General features: G+C 57.7%; 21 protein-coding genes. 9 read left to right on the forward strand and 12 right to left on the reverse strand.

Annotation, left to right across the window (positions count from 1 at the left end; all coding sequences use genetic code 11):
• Positions 1 to 132: 132 nt before the first annotated feature.
• The 5 genes from MEMAR_RS07730 to larB form a co-directional block, all read right to left on the reverse strand.
• Entirely contained in the window at positions 133 to 1,470 is a 1,338-nt protein-coding gene (locus MEMAR_RS07730; RefSeq protein ID WP_011844419.1) for an MATE family efflux transporter, read from the reverse strand.
• A complete protein-coding gene (locus MEMAR_RS07735) occupies positions 1,467 to 2,303 on the reverse strand; it encodes a hypothetical protein (protein ID WP_011844420.1) in 837 nt (278 codons plus the stop codon). Before MEMAR_RS07735 ends, MEMAR_RS07730 begins: the two co-directional genes overlap by 4 nt.
• Positions 2,304 to 2,378: 75 nt before the next feature.
• Positions 2,379 to 3,662: a hypothetical protein gene (locus MEMAR_RS07740; protein ID WP_011844421.1), complete on the reverse strand. Its 1,284-nt coding sequence runs from the start codon at positions 3,660 to 3,662 to the stop codon at positions 2,379 to 2,381.
• 44 nt (positions 3,663 to 3,706) lie between these two features.
• Positions 3,707 to 4,213 (reverse strand): nicotinamide-nucleotide adenylyltransferase, encoded by a 507-nt coding sequence (locus MEMAR_RS07745; RefSeq protein ID WP_011844422.1) that lies wholly within the window; start codon positions 4,211 to 4,213, stop codon positions 3,707 to 3,709.
• Positions 4,210 to 4,983 (reverse strand): nickel pincer cofactor biosynthesis protein LarB, encoded by a 774-nt coding sequence (gene larB / locus MEMAR_RS07750; protein WP_048063797.1) that lies wholly within the window; start codon positions 4,981 to 4,983, stop codon positions 4,210 to 4,212. The genes MEMAR_RS07745 and larB overlap by 4 nt, the downstream gene beginning before the upstream one ends.
• Before the next feature lie 47 nt (positions 4,984 to 5,030).
• Between larB and MEMAR_RS07755 the strand changes: the two genes are divergently transcribed.
• The 6 genes from MEMAR_RS07755 to hepT all read left to right on the forward strand — a co-directional run bounded on the left by MEMAR_RS07755 (position 5,031) and on the right by hepT (position 10,471).
• Complete coding sequence (locus MEMAR_RS07755) at positions 5,031 to 5,363, forward strand: hypothetical protein (protein WP_011844424.1); 333 nt, start codon at positions 5,031 to 5,033, stop codon at positions 5,361 to 5,363.
• A gap of 16 nt (positions 5,364 to 5,379) precedes the next feature.
• The gene (gene hisS / locus MEMAR_RS07760) at positions 5,380 to 6,612 is read left to right on the forward strand and encodes a histidine--tRNA ligase (RefSeq protein ID WP_011844425.1); all 1,233 of its coding nucleotides are present in this window, start codon (positions 5,380 to 5,382) and stop codon (positions 6,610 to 6,612) included.
• A complete protein-coding gene (locus MEMAR_RS07765) occupies positions 6,599 to 8,401 on the forward strand; it encodes a DNA topoisomerase VI subunit B (RefSeq protein ID WP_011844426.1) in 1,803 nt (600 codons plus the stop codon). The genes hisS and MEMAR_RS07765 overlap by 14 nt, the downstream gene beginning before the upstream one ends.
• Positions 8,394 to 9,482: a DNA topoisomerase IV subunit A gene (locus MEMAR_RS07770; protein WP_011844427.1), complete on the forward strand. Its 1,089-nt coding sequence runs from the start codon at positions 8,394 to 8,396 to the stop codon at positions 9,480 to 9,482. Before MEMAR_RS07765 ends, MEMAR_RS07770 begins: the two co-directional genes overlap by 8 nt.
• A 114-nt stretch (positions 9,483 to 9,596) precedes the next feature.
• Positions 9,597 to 10,037, forward strand: a complete 441-nt coding sequence (locus tag MEMAR_RS07775; protein WP_011844428.1) for a nucleotidyltransferase domain-containing protein — start codon at positions 9,597 to 9,599, stop codon at positions 10,035 to 10,037.
• 14 nt (positions 10,038 to 10,051) lie between these two features.
• Positions 10,052 to 10,471, forward strand: coding sequence for a type VII toxin-antitoxin system HepT family RNase toxin (gene hepT / locus MEMAR_RS07780; RefSeq protein ID WP_245526574.1), 420 nt, complete (start codon positions 10,052 to 10,054; stop codon positions 10,469 to 10,471).
• 15 nt (positions 10,472 to 10,486) lie between these two features.
• Here hepT and MEMAR_RS07785 read toward each other — a convergent pair whose 3' ends face one another.
• Both MEMAR_RS07785 and MEMAR_RS07790 read right to left on the reverse strand, forming a co-directional pair.
• A complete protein-coding gene (locus tag MEMAR_RS07785) occupies positions 10,487 to 11,155 on the reverse strand; it encodes a cyclase family protein (protein ID WP_011844430.1) in 669 nt (222 codons plus the stop codon).
• Positions 11,128 to 11,817, reverse strand: a complete 690-nt coding sequence (locus tag MEMAR_RS07790) for an HAD family hydrolase (protein ID WP_011844431.1) — start codon at positions 11,815 to 11,817, stop codon at positions 11,128 to 11,130. The genes MEMAR_RS07785 and MEMAR_RS07790 overlap by 28 nt, the downstream gene beginning before the upstream one ends.
• A 393-nt stretch (positions 11,818 to 12,210) precedes the next feature.
• On the opposite strand from MEMAR_RS07790, the gene MEMAR_RS07795 reads away from it, so the two are divergent.
• Both MEMAR_RS07795 and MEMAR_RS12475 read left to right on the forward strand, forming a co-directional pair.
• Positions 12,211 to 13,422: a glycosyltransferase family 4 protein gene (locus MEMAR_RS07795; RefSeq protein WP_011844433.1), complete on the forward strand. Its 1,212-nt coding sequence runs from the start codon at positions 12,211 to 12,213 to the stop codon at positions 13,420 to 13,422.
• Between the two features lie 6 nt (positions 13,423 to 13,428).
• Entirely contained in the window at positions 13,429 to 14,598 is a 1,170-nt protein-coding gene (locus MEMAR_RS12475; protein WP_011844434.1) for a glycosyltransferase family 2 protein, read from the forward strand.
• A 12-nt stretch (positions 14,599 to 14,610) separates the two neighbouring features.
• Here MEMAR_RS12475 and wecB read toward each other — a convergent pair whose 3' ends face one another.
• The 5 genes from wecB to MEMAR_RS07825 all read right to left on the reverse strand — a co-directional run bounded on the left by wecB (position 14,611) and on the right by MEMAR_RS07825 (position 20,294).
• On the reverse strand, positions 14,611 to 15,684 hold the full coding sequence (gene wecB / locus MEMAR_RS07805; protein WP_011844435.1) for a non-hydrolyzing UDP-N-acetylglucosamine 2-epimerase: 1,074 nt from the start codon (positions 15,682 to 15,684) through the stop codon (positions 14,611 to 14,613).
• 255 nt (positions 15,685 to 15,939) lie between these two features.
• Entirely contained in the window at positions 15,940 to 17,100 is a 1,161-nt protein-coding gene (locus tag MEMAR_RS07810) for a glycosyltransferase family 4 protein (RefSeq protein WP_011844436.1), read from the reverse strand.
• A complete protein-coding gene (locus tag MEMAR_RS07815; RefSeq protein WP_011844437.1) occupies positions 17,100 to 17,765 on the reverse strand; it encodes a PHP domain-containing protein in 666 nt (221 codons plus the stop codon). The genes MEMAR_RS07810 and MEMAR_RS07815 overlap by 1 nt, the downstream gene beginning before the upstream one ends.
• Positions 17,746 to 18,897 carry a carboxylate--amine ligase gene (locus tag MEMAR_RS07820; RefSeq protein ID WP_011844438.1) on the reverse strand — a complete coding sequence of 384 codons (1,152 nt, stop codon included), beginning with the start codon at positions 18,895 to 18,897 and terminating at the stop codon, positions 17,746 to 17,748. The genes MEMAR_RS07815 and MEMAR_RS07820 overlap by 20 nt, the downstream gene beginning before the upstream one ends.
• Positions 18,894 to 20,294 (reverse strand): polysaccharide deacetylase family protein, encoded by a 1,401-nt coding sequence (locus MEMAR_RS07825; RefSeq protein ID WP_011844439.1) that lies wholly within the window; start codon positions 20,292 to 20,294, stop codon positions 18,894 to 18,896. Before MEMAR_RS07825 ends, MEMAR_RS07820 begins: the two co-directional genes overlap by 4 nt.
• A 411-nt stretch (positions 20,295 to 20,705) precedes the next feature.
• On the opposite strand from MEMAR_RS07825, the gene MEMAR_RS07830 reads away from it, so the two are divergent.
• A complete protein-coding gene (locus MEMAR_RS07830) occupies positions 20,706 to 21,893 on the forward strand; it encodes a CDP-glycerol glycerophosphotransferase family protein (RefSeq protein ID WP_011844440.1) in 1,188 nt (395 codons plus the stop codon).
• Positions 21,894 to 22,265: the final 372 nt, after the last annotated feature.

Raw genomic sequence — 22,265 nt, forward strand, 5'->3', positions numbered from 1 at the left:
GGGATCCGAGAAGTTGTCAGGCTTCGCTGTGCGACGGTTCGCAGAACCGGAGTTTGAGCATCCCTACGTGCGAACTACGTAGACATGAAACTCCTCGGCCCTGCAAAACTCCCGGGAACGCCCGCGCCCCCCTCATATCACCGTCGACTTCCAGCCCCCATGCCGGTACATCGCAAAGAGCATACCCATCTGCAAGATCATCCCGCAGATCACCGCAAGCCAGACCCCGGCGATCCCGATCCCGAGCAGACCCGGGAGGATGCAGGCGAGCGGGACCTGGAAAAGGACCATGGAGAAGAGCGTGGCATACATGGGCTTCTTCGTGTCCCCCGCCCCGTTGAGCGCGAACCCGAGGATGATCGCGACGGCGAGGAAGACGTAGAACGGTGCGACTGTCTGCATATACGAGACGCCGATCTCCGTGCTCGCGCCGCTCGGGTCGAAGACCTCGACGATCGCGGGCGCGGCGAGGTAGAAGATCGCTCCCATGAGCGCCATGAACCCGCTGTTCATGAGCGCGGAGAGCCTCACGCCCGCCTCCGCCCGTTCGGGTTTCTTCGCGCCGAGGTTCTGGCCGACGATCACGGCGGTTGCGGTCGCGATCCCGAACCCCGGCATGAGCGCGACGAGTTCCAGTCGGCCGACAATGCCGTAGGCGGAGAGGGCCGCCGTGCCGAAGACCGCCACGATCGCCATCATCGCAAGGAACGTCACGCTCCTGAGCCCGGACTGAACGGAGTTCGGGACGGCGACCCGAATAAGCCTCCACGCGAGCGAGAACTCAAACTTCGTCCGGAACGAGAAGGGGATCGGCGACCTTCCCGAGAGCAGGAGGGCAAACGCTATGGCGAACGCCACGCTCCGGGATATGATGGTGGCGTAGGCCGCCCCGGCGACGCCGCAGGCGGGGACTACCCCGTAGCCGAAGATCAGGAGCGGGTCGAGGGCGATATTGAGGATATTCGCGAGAACCACGAGGAGCATCGGCGTCGTGGCGTCGCCGCAGCTCTGAAACGAGGAGTTGATGACCCAGAGCTCGACCAGCGTCACGCTGCCGGTAAAGAGGACCGTCAGGTAGGAAGCCCCGAGCAGTGCAACGTTCGGTTCGGCGCCGAGGAGGAGGAGCATATCCTCGGCGTAGAGGATACCCACGACACTGAGGAGAATCGAGAATACGAGCCCGAGGATGAGGGTGTGCGAGACGCCCTTCGCTACCATATCGTAGTTCTTCGCCCCGTAGTAGCGCGAGACGAAGGCGGTGTTCGCGGTGACGATGCCGATGATGATCGTCATGAGCACCATGACGATGGAGGTGCTCATGGCGACACCCGCGATAGCCTCCGATCCAAGCCGGCCGACGAAGAAAAGGTCGACCAGTTCGAGGCCGCTCTGCAGCACGTTCCCGGCGACGATAGGCGCCGCTATTGTTATAAGACCCCGGAAGAGGTCGCCCTCGGTCAGTTCGCTCATGCAGTCAGCTTTTCTTTATACGATTCCAGGATCTGGATGATGAACCGCTGGTGCTCCTCCAGCGGCAGCTCATCTTCGGGGGAGGTCTCGATACCGACAGCATAGAGCAGGATCAGTGCGTTGTCGAGGTCGAGCACAGCCGGATCTTCGACCAGATCCGGGCGGAGCTGGATTGCAAGATCGTCGTAGTCCTCCTCGGTGAAGACATGCTCCGGGTTCGCCGTCACCCGAGACCTGGCGAAACCGCCGGCACGCTCCCGGAGGATCAGGAGCGCGCGCTCCAGCGCTCCGGGGCGCGGGGTGATCGCGTCGAGCCGGGCAAGCGCCTCCGTGCTCTTCTCCATTGCATTCGCATACAGCCCGAACTTATATGTCAACAGGGACTGTGCGACCAGATGGCCGGTCTCCTCGTCGATAACGGCGAGGAGCGGTTCAATCCTGCCGATATATTCGTTTAACATCTGCTTCATTGTCTTCTCCTGTAGTTTCGGCGCGTTAAACACTTTTTCTACCCGGACTGCAAGGAAGGTGATCGTTGCCGCGAAGATCGTCTGCACGAGTACGCCGCCCGAACTGATCTCATTTGGTATGACCAGGATGAGAACCGCGAAGAGCGGCGTGAAGAGCGAGACGAGATCCCGCCGGGGTTTTTGGTAGGCCTGGTAACAGAGGATGCACGAGGCGATCACGCATCCTGCGACACCTGCCCAGACGGCGTAGGGAAAGGCGACGGATGCGAGCAGCAGCTCGATCCCGATGCCCAAAAACGAGACCGCAGGAACCGCTATCCAGAGACGTGACTCTGTTCCGGGTGTTGTGGTGGTATTCGTCATCGACCGTCCTTGTACCATAATTACGCGCAGGGGGTAAACAGGGTTTCCCCTCCCGTGGCAAGGGCGCCTCGCCAATCAGGGGGACGGAAGATCGGGTATCTCGACCTCGGCATCCCGTCCGGCAAGAGCAGCCGTGCGCGACCGGATCTTCTCGGTTTCGGCAGCATACGAGGTCTGCAGCGTCTCCCGCTGGCTCTCCGCCCGGGCCTTCGCGGCAGCCTTCGCCTCGGACTCCCGGCGCAGCCCCGGGAGCGCGGCCGCAAGGCGCTGCTCCTCGACCACCACCGGGAGCGCGGCCAGGGCCTCCTGCTCTGCCGCCCGCTTCTCCCGGACGTCCCGCTGCTGCTCCAGCGTCCGCTTCATCGCGGCAGGCAGGGTTTCGACGTCGGAGAAGAGGCGGACCTCGTCCTGGTTCTTGAGGGGGAGATCCTCCCGCCGGATCATGGCGAGAACGATCTCCATAGCCGCTTCGGTCGGGCCGACCGGGTCATCCCCGTCATCCGTATACGCGTCGAGCGCTCGGTCGATTGACGCGGCAGCCGCGCTGTCCCCTGCCTTCTCGGCAACTTTTCCGGCCTTGCGGAAGACGTGGGCGGCGGTGGTCCGGAGAGTCGCCATCTCCCGTCCGGCCTCCTCGTCCACGGCGTCGAGTACCCGGATCTTCTCCTCGATCTCCTGCTTACGGGCATAGTCCGGGCGCTGTTTGAGAGCGGAAAGTTCCTCTTCCGTCTTGTGGATCTCACTCTCCGCCACCGCGAGCGCCGCCCCGTATTCCCGGACCTGACCGTCGGCGGCGGCATACTCCTCGCGGATCCGGACGAGGGACGCATGCGACTCCCGCACGTCTCCCACCTGCCGGCGGCCGTCACGCGCCCGGGCGAGGGGCTCGTTCATCGTATTGACCTCCCGCCCCAGATCTTTGACGGCTGCGCGCACCTCCTTCATCTCGTCCGGGTAGACGGAGGAGAGGTACTTCCCCTGCCCTTTCAGCGCCTTGAGCGAGCCCTTCAGGATCTCAGCGGCGGTCGCGTAGAACGCCTCGGCATCACCAGTTGGCTCGCGGGAGAGGATCTGCGCCATAGACTTCGTGAACCCCGGAAGCGCCTTTCTGGAGATGTCGCGGAGCCGGGGGTGAACCTCGCCGTCGCCTTCGGCCGTCTCCATCCGGGCGACCGCCTCCCTGAGGCGCTCGAGAGTGCCGCAGATCGCCTCGCGCGACGGAGCCGTCGCACCGGAGAGTTCGCGCTCGATCTCCTCCTCGCGGGCCTCGAGCCACGCGGGAAGGCCGTCGAACGAGAGTTTCAGGCTCTCTTCCTCCGGTTCGGTTCGCCGGAAGAGGTCTCGCAGTTGCTTGAACATGATTCATCCGATTAGGACGGGCATACCCATCAGGGTTCCGCCCGTCAGTCGCTCCCCGCGATCCGCTGCAGCCGCTCCACACCGTGGATCTCGCGGATGACGTCCACCACGGCGGGAGGAACCAGGTGCTCCCAGGGCTCGCCGCCGAGCATCCGCTGCCGGATGACGGTTCCGGAGTGCGTCAGCCGCTCGTACATATCGGGCGACTGGACGTCGACCCCGGCCTCGGCGAAGAGCTGCATGACGAGAGGGTTGCTTGAGTAGACCGTATCGAACGGCGGGGTCATCGAGCGGACGTGGGCGACCCAGAGGGCGTTGCGCTGGACGTCCTCGATGGGGATGACGTAGAACGGGCAGTCGAGATCTTCGAGCGACCGGGTCAGCATCAGCACCCGTTCGCCTGCCGTGAAGGGGTTCGCCACGGTGTGGGAGACCTGGGCGCTCCCCACCCCGATGACGATCTCGTCGGCCGTGCGGGCTATCCGCTCCAGCACCGACTGGTGCCCGTTGTGGTAGGGCTGGAACCGTCCGATATAGAACCCGCGGCTCATTTCCGGCTACCCCCGTGCGCGACCTGCGCGGCAAACGCGCCTGCCGTGAACCCGGCGTCGATGTTCACCACCGCAAGCACCGAGCACGCCTGGAGCATGCTCGCAAGCGCCGCCTCGCCGCCGCCCATATAGCCGTAGCCGGTGCTGACGGGAACGCCGATCACCGGGCGGTCGACGAGGCCTGCGACGATCGCGGGGAGCGTCCCCTCCCGCCCGGCGATCACCACGAAGACGTCGGCCGGGATCAGGTCTTTGAGCGCCGAGAAGAGGCGGTGGATCCCCGCCACCCCGACGTCGTAGGCCGTCCTGACCTCGCATCCCATCTCCTCGGCGATCAGTCTTGCCTCTTCGGCGACGGGGACATCAGACGTCCCTGCCGTGAGGATGGCGACGGTTCCCCGCCGGGGCGCGGGCTCGTCACCCGTCGAGAGGATGACTCCCCGTGCCGCCTCCCGGTGCTCCATCCGGACGTCCGGCGGCAGCCGGGCGCGCAGGGCGTCGAGATGCTCCGGCGAGACCCTCGTCGCGATGCATCTTCCGGCAGCCTTCACCTGCGCGAGCATGATCCCGGCAAACGCCTCCGGCTCCTTACCCTCGGCGAGCACCACCTCGGGCATCCCGCAGCGAACGCTCCGTCCGGCATCGATCCGGGCCATGCCGTCGAGAACCTCGATGCGGAGCCCTTCGAGCGCGCCCGCCGCCTCGTCCTCAGATACCTCGCCGTTACGATACATCCGGAGGATGTCCCTGATGGTGGCATTCGGCAGCATAGTTCGATAACAAAAATAGGGGTGGAAGTATAATATTACTTCATCTCATGTCCTATCTTGCCTACGTCGCAGGCTTCGGCGTTGCCGTCACCGCTTTCCTGTGGCTCCGGGACCTGCGGATATTCTACCGCACTGGCCTATCCGGATACCGGAAGGCGGCATACCTCGGGGTTCCCTTCACGGCGCTCGCCCTGCTGGGATTTTTCGTGACCGCATACGCCGAAGCGTGGGAGTACCTCGGCCTCGGGCTGGTTCTCCTGGCCCTCTACCTCCAGGGGCGGGTCGAGAGAGAGAACGTCTGGCACGGCGAGGGCGCCCGCGAGCGGTTCTTCGGGAGTGCGGAGCGCACAAAAGATAAGGGTTCGCGCAAGAGACTTTAATTCAGGAGATTACCGAATGCTTCAAAAACCACGGGGAACACGGGACTTTTTACCCGACGAGATGGAACGGCGGCGGCTGATCGAGCGGCGGATGCGGGACGCGGCGCGCAGGTGGGGATACCGGGAGGTCTGCACGCCCGACTTCGAGCACCTCGAACTCTTCACGATGAAGTCCGGCGAGGGGATCATCCAGGAGATGTACGTCTTCGAGGACAAGGGCGGGAGAAAGATGACGCTCCGGCCGGAGGTGACCGCAGCAGTCCTCCGGATGTACGTCAACGAGGGCAAGGTGCTCCCGAAACCCCTCCGCTGGTGCTACTTCGCCGACTGTTTCCGCTACGAGCGGCCGCAGAAAGGCCGTTACCGGCAGTTCTGGCAGTTCGGCGTCGAGCTGATCGGGGCGGACACGGCGAGCGCCGATGCAGAGGTGATCATGCTCGCCGACGATACCCTCCGGTCGACCGGCGTCACCTTCGACCTCCACGTCGGCCACCTTGCGCCGATGAAGCATCTCCTCTCTGGGCTCGATCCCGGCGACCAGAGGGCGATCATGGCGTACCTCGACAAACACGACCAGAAAGGGCTCGAGGCGGTGCTTTTCGGGAAGAACCTCACCCACCTTGCCGAGCCCCTCGCGGCGCTCGGTGAGTGCCGCACCGTCTCCGAGGTCTTCGAGGTCGCGGGCGACGTCCCGGAACGCGCGCGGATCGAGGAGACGTTCACGCTCCTCGAGTCCCAGGAGATCGACTACCGGCCCGACTTCGGGATAGCCCGGGGGCTCGACTACTACACCGGGATGGTCTTTGAGGGGTTCGCGAAGAACCTCGGCGCGGAGAACCAGATCCTCGGCGGCGGCACCTACCGGCTCGCCCACCTCTTCGGCGGCGACGACGTCGCATCCTGCGGGTTCGCCATCGGGTTCGACCGGGTCATGGTCTCGATCGGGGACTTCGAACTCGCGCACGAACCCGTCGTCGGCGTCGTCTGCACACCGGAAGGACGGGCGCGGGCGCTCGAGGTCGCCCGGGCGTTCCGGGAGGCAGGAGTCCGGGCCGAGGCCGACCTGATGCAGCGGGGAATGGGCGCCCAGGTCTCCCACGCCGCAAAGACCGCGGACTTCGCCGCGGTTCTCGGGAAACGCGAGGTCGAGGCAGGCACGGTGACCCTCAAGAACCTCCATTCCGGCGAGCAGCAGGAGAGGAGCCTTGAGGAGGCCATCGCCGAGGTGGCACGGCATGGTGCTTGCTGAAGACCTCGCCAAACAGCAGCGGAGCATCAGCGTCGCGGAGTTCTTCGAGAAGAACAAGCACCTGCTCGGTTTCGATTCCCCGACGCGGGGCATCATCACCACCATTAAGGAAGCGGTGGACAACGCGCTCGACGCCTGCGAGGAGGCGGAGGTGCTCCCCGACATCTTCGTCGGCATCAAAAAGGTCGACAACGAGGTCTACCGGATAACGGTCGAGGACAACGGCCCCGGCATCGTGCCGGAGAACGTCCCCCTGGTCTTCGGGAAACTCCTCTACGGCTCCCGGTTCCACCAGATCCGGCAGAGCCGCGGGCAGCAGGGTATCGGGATATCGGCGGCGGTGCTCTACGCGCAGCTCACCACCGGCATCCCGACGCTGGTCGTCTCCCGGACGGGGGCGAAGGCGAGAGCCCACCGGTTCGAGCTGCTGATCAGGACCGAGACGAACGAGCCGGAGATCATCAGCCACGAGGAGATCGACTGGGACCGGACGCACGGGACACGGATCGAGATCCAGTTCAAGAGCACCCTTGCCGCGAAGAAGCGGCTGGTGGACTACCTCCGCCTCACGGCGATCGTCAACCCGCACGCCCGGATCACGGCCGATATCGACGGCGAGATGACGGTGTTCGAGCGGGTATCGAATGAGGTCCCGCCGTGCCCGAAACCCATCCTTCCCCACCCGCACGGGATCGAGTTCGGCGCCCTAAAAAGGATCGCCGCCGCGAACACCGGGACCGTCGAGGAGTTTCTCATCGGTAGTTTCTCCAAGGTCGGGAAGAAGACCGCCGACGAGATGATCGCTCTCGCCGGGCTCAAGCCCTCCCGGAAGGTGAACAAACTCGAGTCGGAAGAACTCAAACGGCTCCTCGACGCCATGCAGGCCGTGAAGGTCCCGGCCCCGCCGGCGCAGCAGTGCCTCTCCCCCATCGGCGAGGACCTGATCTGCAAAGGGCTCGAGAAGGAGATCCAGCTCGACTTCATCAAGGCCCGCACCCGCCCGAGCACCGTCTACGGCGGGCACTCGTTCATCATCGAGGCGGCGATCGGCTACGGCGGCAAGGTTCCCCCCGAGGGCACCGCCCAGCTCTTCCGGTTCGCAAACCGCGTCCCGCTCCTCTACCAGCAGGGCGCCTGCGCGATCACGAGCTGTGCCTCGCAGGTGAACTGGAAGAGTTACGGCCTCTCGCAGCAGGGTCTCCCCATGGGGCCGGTGCTGATCATGGTTCACGTGGCGTCCACGAACGTTCCCTTCACGAGCGAGAGCAAGGATGCGGTCGCGTCCATCCCGGAGATCGAGCGGGAGGTCGTCCTCGTCCTCCAGGAACTCGGCCGGGAGCTCAAGACCTACCTCTACCGGCGGGACAAGAAGAAGCAGCAGGACGACCGGGCCCGGGCGATATGCTCGGTCATTCCCGAGATCGCCGCAAAGGTGAGCGAGATCGTGGAACAACCCCTGGTGGACACCTCCCCGATCGAGGGGAAGATCATGCGCAAGGTCGTCGCGAAGAAACGGACGGTCGACGGGAAGGTCCGTATCGACGTGAACAACTACACCGCGAAGGAAGTCACCCTCGTCCTCTACAACCTCTCCCGCGATGCGGCGGAAGACGCGAAGCCCCGGCCGGACTTCGTGGACAGTATGGACGGGGAGTACAACAAGGTCTGGCGGTGCACGCTCGACCCCGGTGAGGCCTGGCATATCGTCTACACGGGATCGGGCGACGGTTCGGTCGATCTGCGCGGTGTGGAGGACGGCAGGAAAGTGGTGGTGGATCTCGATGTCTAGGGAAGAGATGGATGCGCTGGCAAAGGAGCGGCTCGTCGGTATCGCCCGCACCTGGTACGACCAGATGCGGGACGGCATCGTGCCGTTCATCCGGCTGCCGACGCGGACGAAGCGGAATATTGAGTACGACGATGCGAGCGAGGTCTGGAAATACGGCGAGCGGGAGAGCACCCGGGCGGCGACGAACGAAAAAGGGGCGGTCCACCTCCTGAAGATGGCCTACCTCATCGGGTTTTTGAAGCAGCAACTCGTGGAGAACCGGTCGTCGACCCTGAGAGAGTTGTATTACATCTCGGAAGGCTGGAAGAAGGCGAAGTTCGGTGCTCAGGACGAGAGCAACCATCTCATCGAAGACCTCGAGATCATCACCGAGGTGCAGCGGGAGGCGTTTCACCTCCGGCCGGAGGAGGACGGGGCCTCGGTCTTCGGGCCGCTGCGGATCCGGGAGACCACCCGCCGGGGCGTCAAGGAGATGCACTGCCAGGAGGACGTCGGGGAGGCGGGCTACCCCATCCCAAACAACGTCGACAACCTCGAATTCGTCGACCACGACGCGAAGTTCGTCATCGCCATCGAGACCGGCGGTATGTACGCCCGTCTTATGGAGAACGGGTTCGACGAGGAGTACGGGGCGGTTCTGGTCCACCTCAAGGGGCAGCCGGCGCGCTCGACGCGGAGAGTCCTGCGGAAACTCAACGACTCGCTCGGTCTCCCCGTCGTGGTCTTCACCGACGGCGATCCCTGGTCCTACCGGATCTACGCGAGCGTCGCCTACGGTTCGATCAAGAGCGCGCATATGTCGGAACTTCTCGCGACCCCCCAGGCGCAGTTCATCGGCGTGCAGCCTTCCGACATCTCCGACTACAACCTCCCCGCCGACAAACTCACCGAGCAGGACGTCAGCGCCTTAAAAGCGGAACTGACCGACCCGAGGTTCGCGACCGACTACTGGCGGAGCCAGATCAACCTGCAGCTCGAGATGAAGCTGAAGTCGGAACAGCAGGCGTTCGCGAGCAGGGGGCTCGACTTCGTGACGAAGGAGTACCTCCCGACGCGGTTGTCGGAGATGGGGATCATTTGAGGGGGTTGTGGGGCTTCCTGCCGTAGAGAAGGGTTAATGAGCAGGGATGACGCAACCCTCTTTGCTGGCAGGTTTGATTATACGTGGAATTGACCCGCTGCGGGGGGTCGGGCGATGCGGGAGATGAAAGGAGAAGTGGACGATACTGACAGAGAGCGGATCATCGGTCAGATCCGCCGATGCCTTGACGGCAGGGAGGACATACTGCTCGGATACCTCTACGGCTCTTTCCTCCGCCATGCCGGGTTCCACGACATTGATATAGCGTTGTTTGTCTCCGGCGAGAGAGAACCCTATGAACTCTATAAATATACCATGGGCATTGCATCCGACCTTGAGCGGTGTATCACGCCGAGGTATGAGATCGATCTCCGTATCCTGAATGATGCGCCCGTCGAGTTCCAGTATGAGGTGGTGAAGACCGGCCGTCTTCTTGTCTCCCGGGATGAGGACACGCGCATCGCTTTTGAGGCCGGCGTGATTGCGCAGTTCCTCGATCTGAAATATCTCTACGATACGATTGACAGAGGTCTCCTAGCCAGGGTTGGAGAATGAGGCTTTTTCATCATATGCGGGAACTGGAGGAGGCTCTGAGAGACTGGGAGCGGTATCAACGCATCCCAAAGGAGCAGTTCCTGCAGGACCGGGATACACAGAATATGGTTCACCATGCCATGCTGCTATCCATCCAGTCCGCACTCGACATAGCAACTGATGTGATTGCAGAGGAAAGGTTGAGAAAGCCGTTCACGTACCGGGAGACATTCGAGGTCCTCGCCGGTGAGGGGATTATCCCTGAATCTCTTGCAAGGGATCTCTCAAACCTGGCAGGATTCCGAAACGTGCTCGTCCATATCTATTGGAACCTGGATCTCAAGCAGGTGTATGCGATCCTGCAGCATGATCTGACCGTCCTCCGGGCATTCTCCGTTGTCATGAAGGAGCACGTTTCAGAGAGCGATTCCGCCGATCCAGGTGGATTTTTCTGAGCCCTAGCACCCTTCTCACCCGAACTCCGCGAGCGCCACCACCGGCACCCCCTCCAGGTCATCAAAGACCATCGGGTAGACCCGCAGTGTCCAGGGCTCTTCGAGCAGCCTGCCGTATGAGAGATCCACGTCCTCGAGCAGGAAGATGTGCGGCGATCCGCAGAGAAACGCACGATGGGCCTCCGCACCCTCCTCCGGTTCTGCCGGGACGGCAATGGAGATGGTGTCGATCCCGAAGAGCCTGAGGGCGGGGTTCTCCGTGCGGAGGAAGCCCGCAACCTCGTGGTGCACCCAGGGGTGCTCCCTCGCGTAGGCATCCGGGTCGCTCTCCCGGAGCCGGCCGCTCCCGGTCCGGATGAAGAGCGCGCGTGACGCCCGGATCGCATCGAGGTGTTCAAGGAGATCGTAGATCCGGATCGGTTCCGCTCCCGTCTTCGGGATCGCGATGCACCGAGCGGGCTCAAAGACCGCCTCCGGGGCGAGAAGAGACCTGACCGAGCCGCCGCCCGGGCAGAAATGCCGGGGGAGGTCGATGTGCGTCCCGGCGTGGCTGGAGAAGGTTATCAGGCTCTTCTCCTCCGCATCGCCCTGGTCGAATGACTTCGTGCGGGTGATCGAGAGCGGTTCCGTTCCGGGGTAGAGCGGTGCTGCCCGGTTCAGAGGGTACGAGATCGGGATGAGCATATGTTCCCCCGTAGGTACTCCCGGAGTTCATGAAGGTTCTCCACGATCCCCTCCACCCCCGGCCGACCGGCAAACCGGTTCGGGTCGCCGGGCGGGATCCTCGCCACGAACCGAACACCCGTCTCGTACGCCGCCTGCCAGTCGTTCGGGGCATCGCCGACGAAGAGGGCCTCCTCGGGCGAGGCGCCGGTCTCAGCGAGGATCTCCCTGATGCACTCGGCCTTCGTCTTCGGCGAGCCGTAGATCCGGACGAAATACTTCGTAAGATCCCGGCGGCGGACGATCTCCTGCATCTCGCCCTCCGGGGTCGCGGAGACGATATAGAGCGGGAGTCGCCGGGAGCAGTCCCTGAGGAGTTCTTCTGCGCCACGGACGTACGGGACGGTGAGCATGGATTCAAAGATCAGCCCGACGTACTCGCCCGCGAGCCGCTCCTCCTGTTCGGGAGTCAGTTCTTCGTGGAGGATGTTTGCGTAGATGTGGCGGAACTTGTCGTACCGGGACATCCCGCCGTTCTCGAGGTGGAAGGCGATGATCTCGTCGAGGTGTTTTGGAGGCGCGAAGGAGAAGATCTTTTTGAACGCAGCGGTCTTTAGAGGGAGGGATTCGACGACGACGCCGTCGAAGTCGAGGATGAGGGTGGTGAGGCAGTTGCTGGACATTCTATTCTCTCTTTAGGGTCTCAAATCCAGATAAAATATTGTGAGAGATCATCCGTCTCCCGGAGATCTCTTATCTCTTGGGAACCTATGAGGAACCGCAACGTATCCAGAATCCACAGGATATAGGACTCGTTACTAGGAGGATCTACGTGATGGGTGGAAGACCATTGTTGCCATCCTGATGTCTGCCACCCTTGCTTTTCTTTATGCACATGGCTGCTATTCCCGGGACCAGAGGAATTGATCAGGCAGATTGTAGATCCATTCTAATATATGAGATTGAGATCCGGAGGCTAGATTCCGTCTAGAATCTGACATTCTTCTCTTCAAGACCCAAAATGACAGGAATAATGTTATGTATTATCTCTCATATGTCTATACTGGAGTTTTGCGATGAAGGTACTCATGATAGCCGGCGACAACCCTCATGCGATAAAAATCGGGGGAAAGCATATTCACCAGTTGTTGCTTGAGAAAGGGCTCACATCTCAGGGCATCGATGTGGATACAGTGTATCCCCGGTTTTCAGACAGTCGGGTTATAAGACTCCTCGAATACATTAAGCATGGACTACTCGCAGGCAATCCAACTCAATTTATCCCACCAGACAAACTCCAGGTTGTCTCCATCCTGAACCAACTACGAAATACACTTGCCTCCATCGATATCGATTCCTATTCGGTCGTTCACTGCCATGATGTCGTTTCGGCTTATGCATTCCACCAAGCATTTCCTCACGCAACACTGCCCAAGATTTTAACGCTTCATGGCTATTTCGCACGCGAAGCCATCGATTACTCCAGGATTCGGACAGATAGAACGAGGAACGCGTTTTTTGACTTTTGCTACGCCATTGAAGAGGAAGGTATCCATTGGAGTGATCGAATCATCTGCGTAGATACCAGACTTCGGGATTATGTGGACGATACTTTCAGTTACCCTTCCAAACAGATCTCAGTCATCCAGAACGCTACAGACACCAATTCATTCTGCCCGGTCTTGAAGAAGGAGAACGTTCAGTTCCGTGAGGAGGGGGGTTATTCCAAGGACCAATTTATCATCATAATTCCCCGGCGTCTGGTTCCAAAGAATGGTGTACGGTTTGCCATCCTGGCAATGAAGTACATCTTGGACGACAATGTAAGATTGCTGATCCTCGGGGACGGACCTCAATATCAAGAACTGGTAGCGCTGGCCCAGGGAGATCCAAGAGTACAGTTCCTCGGTGCCGTGCCTCACGAAACCGTTGAGAGGTATTATAAAATAGCCGATGTAGTTCTGATTCCGTCGATTACATCGCACGGCATTCAAGAGGCGACATCACTCTCAATGTTGGAGGGCATGGCTTGTGGGAAGATTGTCATCTGTTCCTCCATAGGCGGCATGAAGGAAGTTATCCAAGATGGTGTGACCGGCTATCTTGTATGTGAGCAGAATCCAGAGGAGATTGCCAGCAAGATTAGCAGCATTCTCAAGGGCGGCGTTGACATCGATTTGATGGGGCGAAGAGCACGGGAGTATGTCGTTGAGCATCACTCCTATATCCCGCACGCGGTGATGGTCAGAGGCGTGTATGAGGCAGCTGATTCTGTCGATCAGGAGTGAGAAATAATGCCAGATCCTCTTGTATCTATTCTGATGCCCACATACAATGATGCAGAATACATCACAAGTGCTATCGATTCTGTTTTTGCACAAACCTACAAGAACTGGGAATTGATCATCGTCAATGATGGTTCACCCGACGACACCGAGGGAAAAATCGCTCAATATTTGAACGAGCCGCGGATCCGGTACCGGAAGCAGGAGCAAAACAGTGGCCAGCTCAATGCTCTGTATGCCGGCATTCATTTAATTACCGGAGATTTCGTTACTCTGCTCCATTCTGATGATGCATTTAGGTCAGAAAATTCCCTGGAGAATCTTGTACGGTATATGTCATGCCATACCTGCGACGGCGTCTTTGCTGACATCGCCGTAATGGACGGCAGCGGAATGAAACAGAACACTTTGAAGACGATTTCAACTGTAAGTCCGGAGACCGTTGCAGCGCTTCTTGCTCTGCGTGGTTCCAACTGTGTCTCAGATGTCTTTTTTCTCCGGTCTGAAATATTTTTCTCCTATGTAGTTGAGAGGTACATTCGGTGGAACATGCCCTATTGGTTCCTCAGCGATCAGCAGGGGACTGGTGTCTTAAATCTGCATAAGGTAGAACCATGGTATTTATACCGTGTATATAGGGGAAATTACATCCATTCCAGTGCCGGAAAATTTGAGGCGAGCAATGGTTGCCTGAGATCGGTCCTTGAGATTGCCAGACATTACGATATCCCACTTTTCTCAATATCGAGAGCCATGGCATTCCTTTCGATGAAGGTATTTCATCGTCCACTTGTTATTTACAAGGCCCGGCCCTATTCGCGGTCATATGAAGGATTGATCCGTTCTGTCCTTCTATGCTATTATCGGGATGATGAATTAAAGGCGGACCCTTATTTCTCCTCATTGCTCGCATTTTATTCTCACTACCCTTCAAAACGAGATATATATGTCCCAGAGGGACTGCTTGAACAGTGCAGCAGTGGGTATACGGGAAAAGATGCGAGGTTGTTTCATGCTATGATGTGTAGAGACACCCTTGATCCCCTCTCTGCTTTCCTCCTCAAAGAGGCGCAAACCGGTTTTGACAATGTCGTGGTTCCTGATGAGCAATACCTGGAGCCGCTTCGTGGAATCCTGAAGTTTTTAAATATTCAGACAACAGTCTCTCTCAGGGAATAAGAGCCTTCGATGTCATCGGGTATGAATACTATCGACAATCTTTTGTGCAGCACGCCCATCCCCGAAGGGATTCGTCCAGTTAGTCTCTTCTTCAAGCATGGTCCCGACCGCCTGCACGATCTCCCCTGGAGTTATACCTGTAAGGATATTCGAGCCAACTTCTATTGTCTCTGGCCTCTCAGTATTCTCCCGCAAGGTAACGCAGGGTACCCGTAAGATACAGGTCTCTTCCTGAACGCCCCCGGAATCGGTCAGGACCAATCGTGCATTTCCCTCAAGGACTAAGAACTCCAGAAAGCCGGTAGGCGGAATGAGTGTGATATCCGGCGATACATTGAGTTGATACTCCTCTATTCTCCTCCTTGTTCTCGGGTGTATAGGGAAGACAACCGGCATTGAGTATTCATCACGAAGTATCTCCAAGGCTTTGAGAAGGTTACGTAGCCTGAATTTGTCATCGACATTCTCCTGTCGATGGGCGGTTACCAAGAAATATCCCCGGGTTTTGAGGCCGTATTCGTCGAGAAACCCTCGCCGATCTTCTGCTATCCGGAGGTTCTGCTGTACCGCGTCAACGATGGTGTTCCCGGTTACGTAGATCTTATCAGAAGGGATACCCTCCAGAACAGCGTTGTTTCTTGATTCCTGGGTTGGGGCGAAGAGGTATTCTGAGATATGATCGGTGAGGACCCTGTTAATCTCTTCAGGCATCCGCCGGTCATGGCTCCTGAGTCCGGCCTCCACATGCCCGACATCGATATGCAGTTTTACCGCTGCCAGTGCTCCGGCGAAAACAGTATTTGTGTCCCCCTGGACCAATACGGTGTCCGGCCTCTCCTGCATAAGTACTCTCTCAATTCCAGTCAGAATCCTTGCGGTCTGTTCACCATGGTTTCCCGAACCGACATCAAGGTAAAACTCCGGTACGGGTAACTCCAGTTCTTCGAAAAATATTTTGTCCATATCGTAAGAGTAGTGCTGGCCGGAATGAATAAGGAGGTAATCCTCCTGATTATCTCTCAGCAGCCTGATTATCGGACTCATCTTGATAATCTCAGGCCGAGTTCCAAGAACAATAGCAATCATATCGTCACTTTCATGTAAATTTGGCACAGGGATGGTTATATGCATTCCTCAACACTTTGGTGCGTCATCATCAACACAGGATGAGAACATACCTAAATCCTCTGGCGTTAGTGGTGCTTACGCAAATATGCGATTCACCATCTGGCTTGCAAAGAGCCTGGGCGCAAATATGGTTTTTGCCAGTCTCACCTGGGCGTCCCCTTGGTTAGATAAGGGCTATCTGTTCTTATATTGCGGACCAACGATGACTACCCTCTAATGTTTAATGACACTGCTGTAGATCTGTAAAAACTTGTTTCCGACTGCCTCCCACGAATAGAACCCAGTGCCATTTGTAATCGCCTCGGCATCCCACGGCATGTCGAGCGCTCTGACGATACTTTCCGCAAGACTCCGTGGATCTTCAGCAGCACAGAGCAGACCGGTATCATCCGGAGTTACGATCTCCTCACTCCCGCCATTTCTCGTGGCAACAACGGGTTTCCCACAGGCCATCGCCTCTATCTGCACAACTCCGAAACTTTCTCTCAGGCTCGGCAGAACGAAGATATCCGACGCGTTCATCCATAATGGGATCTCGTTATGTGGTTTACCTCCGACAAGGCGCACGTATTGTTCAAGGCCCAACGACGATACTTTCTTTTCTAACCTGTGCTTCAATTCGCCCCTGCCGACAATAAGACAGAGAACATCCTTCCTCTTTCGGACGACTTCAGACATTGCATCGATCAGGTACGTGTGGCCCTTGACATCCACCAGATTTCCAACGCTGAGAATTATCTTTCGTTCCACAGGGAGGCCGAGGGATCTTCTGCACATCTCCATCTGCATCGGGCGGAATTGATCGTGCCTGAAGCCATTCGGAATAACTTCAACCGGGGTGGTCACGTCCAGCTTCTTTATGCATTCTCGGTTGCTGTTGCTGACGGTAATAACGACCTCAGCAGCGTTGAGAATCGCTTCGATTCGCTCTTTCCACTCTGCATCCCGGAATGGCAGATCATAGATATCGTACCCATGCGCGGTGACAACGAATGGGATCCCACACTCCCCCTTCAACTTCGCACCTACAAAACCGTTCGGCCAGACAAAATGCGCATGAATGATGTCAGGATGTGCTTTGGACTCCTGGAGTCGATTTTCGATAGTGCCATAATAACGCTCTCCAATCCTTTTGAACTGATGGTCGCAAGGGAGATAGAAGAGAGGTATAGGATAGACAAACACGTTCTCGGGCAGATTCATTCGATCAATAAGAGTATCCTTCCGGAACGCTTTGAGGCGAGGAACCGGAAATACCCTGGAGATCTCGGTTGCCGGGTGGTACCTGACATACACATCAGTATGCATAAACCTCCCCGCGAGCAACTCCACCGGGTCCTTGACAAACGTGAGGTAATGGTCTGAGAGAACCATCAGTCTACGATCTTCCACAGGTACCGCCATCCGGATTGTATCAGTTGCAGGAACTCCCGTCGCCTCAGGTGGTGAAGAACCTGGGACTGGATTACCGCAGAACGTGAAGAGAATTCCGAGCGCAGGACCCTCTTGACCTCCCAGGTTCCGGGGTTCACCAGAGCACCCACATTTCCGATCTCACCATAGGTATGCGCGTCGCTGCCATATATACCGGGCTTTTTAAGTCCCTCAGCCAGTTGCAGCGCCCTCTCGTTCTGCTCTGCTGTAGAACGTGCGTTCCATACCTCGATGAGATCGACCGCTTTTGCCAGTCTTGGGATATCCAGGTGCGATCGATACGGGTGCGGCAGGACAGCAACGCCTCCTTGTCCTCTGATCTCTTCGATGACCTCATCCCAGCCGCGGGAACGGATCTCCTCGTTGACGAAAAGGCCGATGATGTCACCGGAATCGGTCAGGATCTCCACGCCGGGGATAACAGTCACTCCAACTTCCTTCTCCAGTTTTCTGGCATGGAGAGAACCCCGGATTGTGTCATGATCAGTTATTGCAACGCCAGTTAAACCGACCTCCTTTGCCCGCTTCAGGATCCGTCCTGGCCTCATCAACGAGTCTTGCGAGTAATTCGAATGGATGTGGCAGTCAAAGTAGAGGTCTTCCATGCGGCCTCCAGAATCTCCCCTGTTTGACACGGAGCGCAAACTCCCCAACCGTCATGCCGATCTGCAGGATGTTCGGCACGATATCATGAGAGTCAATGTCGTAATGGATAGTCCTATCCGCAAAATCGGAGAAGAAACGCGGCAGGACTCTCGGATTTGTCACCGCATGGAATATATCCTGGGGGAATAGCCACCTGAACTTCACACCGGTTTTATAGGAAAAAACCGGTTCGATATCCCCCTCACATGCCATCCTGCAGGTCAGGTACGGGAAGTCCACCCCTGATGCAATGGCAAGTTCAAGGGAGCCCCAGAATTTCGGGTTAATCTCCATCAGCACATACCTTCCGGTCCGCTCATCCTTCTTGAACTCGACCATGGCCACACCGTGCCATTGCAGGCTGTCAAGCAGTTTCAGGCCCTGTTCCATCAGCACTGGGTCATAGATGCTCTCGGCAAGGGCGCTCGGTCCACCGGTGACCGGGTATTCCCGTAGCCGCCGGTGCATGAAAATAGCCTTTGCCTCCCCATGGTTGTAGAGTGCAAAGAATCCGTATCCTCGCCCGGTGATATATTCCTGGACGATCGGCGAGAATGCCGATATTTTTTTGTACTGAGAAATGAGTTCCTCGCATGAATTCGCATATCCAACATTACCGTTCTCTCGAGCCCCTTTCACCACCACCGGATAGGAAAGGGATTCTGCAATCCGCTCTGCATCTTCAAGCGACTGCGGGTAGAAGGTCTTTGGAATGGCGATGCCGATACTCTCGGCAAGTTGCATGGTTTTGTCTTTATTTCCGGCGAGATCGATTGAGGCTCTATCAGGTAGGGGTACCTTGATGTAGGGTTCCAGTCTTTCCTGAATCAGGGAGATCTGATCAACTGCCGCGTAACTGATCGGCAGGATCGCATCGAACTGCTCCCGTTTGACCAGATCGTACACAAACTCCGAAAAAGCGGTGTCATGCTCCGGGTTGGGAGCAAAGATCCCTTTTGAGCAATACTTTGAGTGTAGCGATACACTCAGGCGCAGATCGGAGAGCACCGTAACATTGACTCCCTTCTTCCCCAGGGACCGGACTGATGCCAGCGTGTGTTTGAAGTTTCCGTCGGTGATAAGGACTCTCATACAAAAACCACGCTCACCCGCTCTCTATCGCACTTGATATCCACATACCCTTCGCCGCAGATGTAATCAGCATCAATATGCCGAACCCGCTCCGGATCGATGTGAACCCGGATGCGCAACGGCGGCAACGACCGGGCCGACTCAAGGCCTGCAACCGTGATCTTGAAGCCGTCTTTGGTTTTCGAATATTCCAGATTGGCATTACGGCGCATCCTGAACCAGTCGACGATATCGACTGCACGGGTGATCCAGGCGTTGTCTGACTTTGCCCTGTTGATTATACCCGTATACACGCCACCCCAGTCACGGGGGGCAGCCAGGCAGTCGCTGTGCCAGAGAACCGTGACGACACCGCCGTACTGCAACGCATGATCGAGGATCTCGTTGCAGGTCTGATACGCCTCGCCCTCATCCAGACCCAGGCAGTCTGCCCTTTCGCACCCCCTCTCCGTCGTAAGCCAGCAGTGCCTCCCGAACAGGCTGACGTCCTGGATGTGGAGAGGGAGTTCCAACAGCCTCTCAACCCCACGGGGCCGGTAAACTTGCAGCGTCCCAGCCCGGAATCCGACGTCTTCGTTGTATCCGAACGTGGAATCGTAATCATAGCCCGCATCATCAAGAATCTGCCACGTGCCTTCATCAAAATGCAGCCAATGCACCCGTGTACCCACCCGGACTCTTGCATCCCTCAGAAGCGACATGCGTTCAGCGTCGGCACTGGCTTTATCAATCCAGTTATCTATGCCGTGAACCCCCACTTCCCAGCCGCCGGCGGTCAGTTCCTCGATCGGAACATCCTCGATCGAGTAGTATCCGGCACGAATCTGCGGGGAGCCGATCCCCGCATGACCGCTCTGGGGCAGGAAGTAGAACGTGGATTTCACCTGATGCTTCTCCTCAAGCACTCTCCAGGTCTCGAAGAGATCCCAGGGATCCATCCCAAGGCCGAATTTCGCGAGCGCGATCCTGACTCCCTCAATGAATCTCCGTTGAAGGAAGCAGTTGTAGGTCGCATAGAGGACGGATGGGAGAGACCGCTCTCTGACGGAGGTGACATCCACATCGTGCGTAAGCGCAAGCGAGTAGGTGTACCCCCACGGTATTGGCGGAATTTCGATCAGCGGAGAAAAACGCTTGATCTGCTGGCGCAACGTGTCCAGGTACTCTTCGCAGAGCGGCCTGCGGTTACGAGGGAGCCCCTCGTTGAGCATATCAGCAATCTTTTTGATCAGGTCATTATCGGTGAGGTCAATTCGGTTACAGGTCTCTGGAATATGCCCGGTTTTTGTTATGACAACATCATACCTGGATGTTAGGGTATACCATTCCCAGGGAACCTTCAGTAACTGAAACACTTCCTCAACTGCATACTCATCGTCATGTTGCACTCCAATCATGTCTTTTTATGCCTCGTTTGAGATGTACAGTTCTTGCAGATTTCCCGCATCCTGATATGTCACAATAGATCGATTCAGACAAATCAATTTGATAGGCATTAACTTATACCTTATCAAAATACGGAACTCGTGGGATTATGGTGTAATTTATGATTTTTTTGAATCAACTATGATAGTAGATACAATTCACGGCTGTATGCACTAATATATCCCACAATCACCCGGTACGCACCCTCTTCATCTATCCCGGGTAACACTGCCTCCTCGGCCCCCCAGTTCATTCACACAACCCCTCAAACGCTCCACCAAGCAGCCAACCGCCCATGCGACCCCATCCAGTTCCACCTGATCGCCCTGTCCCCCAACCGTTTACTTAAACAATGAGAACGCGAGTATACCTTCCTCGATCTGATGGTCCCTCGCAGTATCGTCAATGACGTTCGATCGCTAGCCTACGATATTGCCACACTCATCGTTTCGGCACTATCGCAGTTCATACCGAAAAATGACCATAAAATCCTATTCTTCTCAGCACCCGACTTCTCCGATAATGCAAAGTACGTCTACGACAAAATGCTCGAATCGGGCTTCAATGAAACCTACCAGTTGATTTGGTGCGTCTACTCGCCGGCCCCCGCAAACCACGTCATCCGCCGCTCACGTGAATACCTCTACCACGCGCTGACGGCAAAGTATATCATCAGCACCCACGGAACACCCGCCTGGAAGTCCAGAAACCAGGTCAGCATCGAACTATGGCACGGCCTCCCCCTGAAGACGATCGGGCACTTTGCCGATACTGACTACCCGAACGCCGCCGCGAGACTCTCCGCGGCACAGAGGCTGCGGGGGTTTGCGAACTCCGTGGACTATCTCATCACAACCTCGGAATTCGAGCGGATGATCTTCTCTTCCGCTTTCCTGATCGATCCGGGGAGAGTCCTGATCCTCGGGCAGCCCCGGTGCGATGCTCTTTACAGGCCCGGAGCTTCCGGGATAGACGCACTCTGCCGTATCCTCGACCGGAACGATATTGTTAGGAAGAGGAACCTGCTGTATCTTCCCACCTTCCGGGAGTACGATTCCGGTGCGAGCCGTAAAATTCTGGAAGAGATCCTCGCAAGCGAGAAGTTTCGCCGGTTCGTGAAGGACGAGAACCTGCTGTTCATCTGCAAGCCTCACTCTCACGATGAGGGTGCGTTTCAGGCGTACAACGGAGAGCACATCCACATACTCTTAAACGATGACCTGCAGAAATCCGGTAATACCATCTACGACTTCCTGAACGCCGTCGACATCCTGGTTACCGATTACTCGTCGGTGTACTTCGACTACCTTCACCTGAACCGGCCAATCGTCTTCCACGTGCCCGACATTGAGGATTATCGGGCGCAGAGAGGCTTTATTCTCGAACCGTTTCGCGACTGGGCGCCGGGGGAGATCTCGACCGATGTCGATGAACTGATAGGAGCCCTTACGAGTACCCTCGCCGGCCCGGACAGGTGGGAGCCGGAGAGGGCCAGGCTCCGACGGTTATTGTTCAGGTACACCGACGATCTCGCATCTGAAAGAGTCTGCAGACTGATCGAGCAACATTAATCCGATCCGGTAAAAGCCGTTCCGAAATCCTCCGGCAGGGAGACACCGCTCACACCCCCGGTGCTCACGCTCACGATGTTCGCGGTCCGACGGCCTCCGGCCCTCTCAAACTCCGGCCCTTTGGCCGTCACTGTTCGAAAATTGCTGCGCAATTTTCTCGAACTCCGCCTGCCCCCCTGGGGCACGCGTCGTTGCTCGCACCTCCCGGAGGTTATACACCTACTGGACGGATCTCCCCGAATCGGCTGCCGAGTGAAAAATGCTGCCGGGGTAAAAGCCTTACTCATCCCGGACCACGACACAGTCCACACGGCAGAAATCCCGCATCTAATCGCTCAGCACGAGGGAGCCCCGAAGCCTGCAGACTGTTCC

Source organism: Methanoculleus marisnigri JR1 (assembly GCF_000015825.1).
Lineage (GTDB): Archaea > Halobacteriota > Methanomicrobia > Methanomicrobiales > Methanoculleaceae > Methanoculleus > Methanoculleus marisnigri.

Coding starts and splice junctions, on each gene's coding strand:
- MEMAR_RS07765 (WP_011844426.1), top strand. CDS start 6,599: ATGGTGCTTGCTGAAGACCTCGCCAAACAGCAGCGGAGCATCAGCGTC.
- MEMAR_RS07755 (WP_011844424.1), top strand. CDS start 5,031: ATGTCCTATCTTGCCTACGTCGCAGGCTTCGGCGTTGCCGTCACCGCT.
- MEMAR_RS07745 (WP_011844422.1), bottom strand. CDS start 4,213: ATGAGCCGCGGGTTCTATATCGGACGGTTCCAGCCCTACCACAACGGG.
- MEMAR_RS07815 (WP_011844437.1), bottom strand. CDS start 17,765: ATGGAAGACCTCTACTTTGACTGCCACATCCATTCGAATTACTCGCAA.
- MEMAR_RS07810 (WP_011844436.1), bottom strand. CDS start 17,100: ATGGTTCTCTCAGACCATTACCTCACGTTTGTCAAGGACCCGGTGGAG.
- MEMAR_RS07770 (WP_011844427.1), top strand. CDS start 8,394: ATGTCTAGGGAAGAGATGGATGCGCTGGCAAAGGAGCGGCTCGTCGGT.
- MEMAR_RS07820 (WP_011844438.1), bottom strand. CDS start 18,897: ATGAGAGTCCTTATCACCGACGGAAACTTCAAACACACGCTGGCATCA.
- MEMAR_RS07740 (WP_011844421.1), bottom strand. CDS start 3,662: ATGTTCAAGCAACTGCGAGACCTCTTCCGGCGAACCGAACCGGAGGAA.
- MEMAR_RS07790 (WP_011844431.1), bottom strand. CDS start 11,817: ATGTCCAGCAACTGCCTCACCACCCTCATCCTCGACTTCGACGGCGTC.
- hisS (WP_011844425.1), top strand. CDS start 5,380: ATGCTTCAAAAACCACGGGGAACACGGGACTTTTTACCCGACGAGATG.
- MEMAR_RS07775 (WP_011844428.1), top strand. CDS start 9,597: ATGCGGGAGATGAAAGGAGAAGTGGACGATACTGACAGAGAGCGGATC.
- MEMAR_RS07830 (WP_011844440.1), top strand. CDS start 20,706: ATGGTCCCTCGCAGTATCGTCAATGACGTTCGATCGCTAGCCTACGAT.
- MEMAR_RS07730 (WP_011844419.1), bottom strand. CDS start 1,470: ATGAGCGAACTGACCGAGGGCGACCTCTTCCGGGGTCTTATAACAATA.
- MEMAR_RS12475 (WP_011844434.1), top strand. CDS start 13,429: ATGCCAGATCCTCTTGTATCTATTCTGATGCCCACATACAATGATGCA.
- MEMAR_RS07735 (WP_011844420.1), bottom strand. CDS start 2,303: ATGACGAATACCACCACAACACCCGGAACAGAGTCACGTCTCTGGATA.
- MEMAR_RS07825 (WP_011844439.1), bottom strand. CDS start 20,294: ATGATTGGAGTGCAACATGACGATGAGTATGCAGTTGAGGAAGTGTTT.
- MEMAR_RS07785 (WP_011844430.1), bottom strand. CDS start 11,155: ATGCTCATCCCGATCTCGTACCCTCTGAACCGGGCAGCACCGCTCTAC.
- larB (WP_048063797.1), bottom strand. CDS start 4,983: ATGCTGCCGAATGCCACCATCAGGGACATCCTCCGGATGTATCGTAAC.
- hepT (WP_245526574.1), top strand. CDS start 10,052: ATGCGGGAACTGGAGGAGGCTCTGAGAGACTGGGAGCGGTATCAACGC.
- wecB (WP_011844435.1), bottom strand. CDS start 15,684: ATGATTGCTATTGTTCTTGGAACTCGGCCTGAGATTATCAAGATGAGT.
- MEMAR_RS07795 (WP_011844433.1), top strand. CDS start 12,211: ATGAAGGTACTCATGATAGCCGGCGACAACCCTCATGCGATAAAAATC.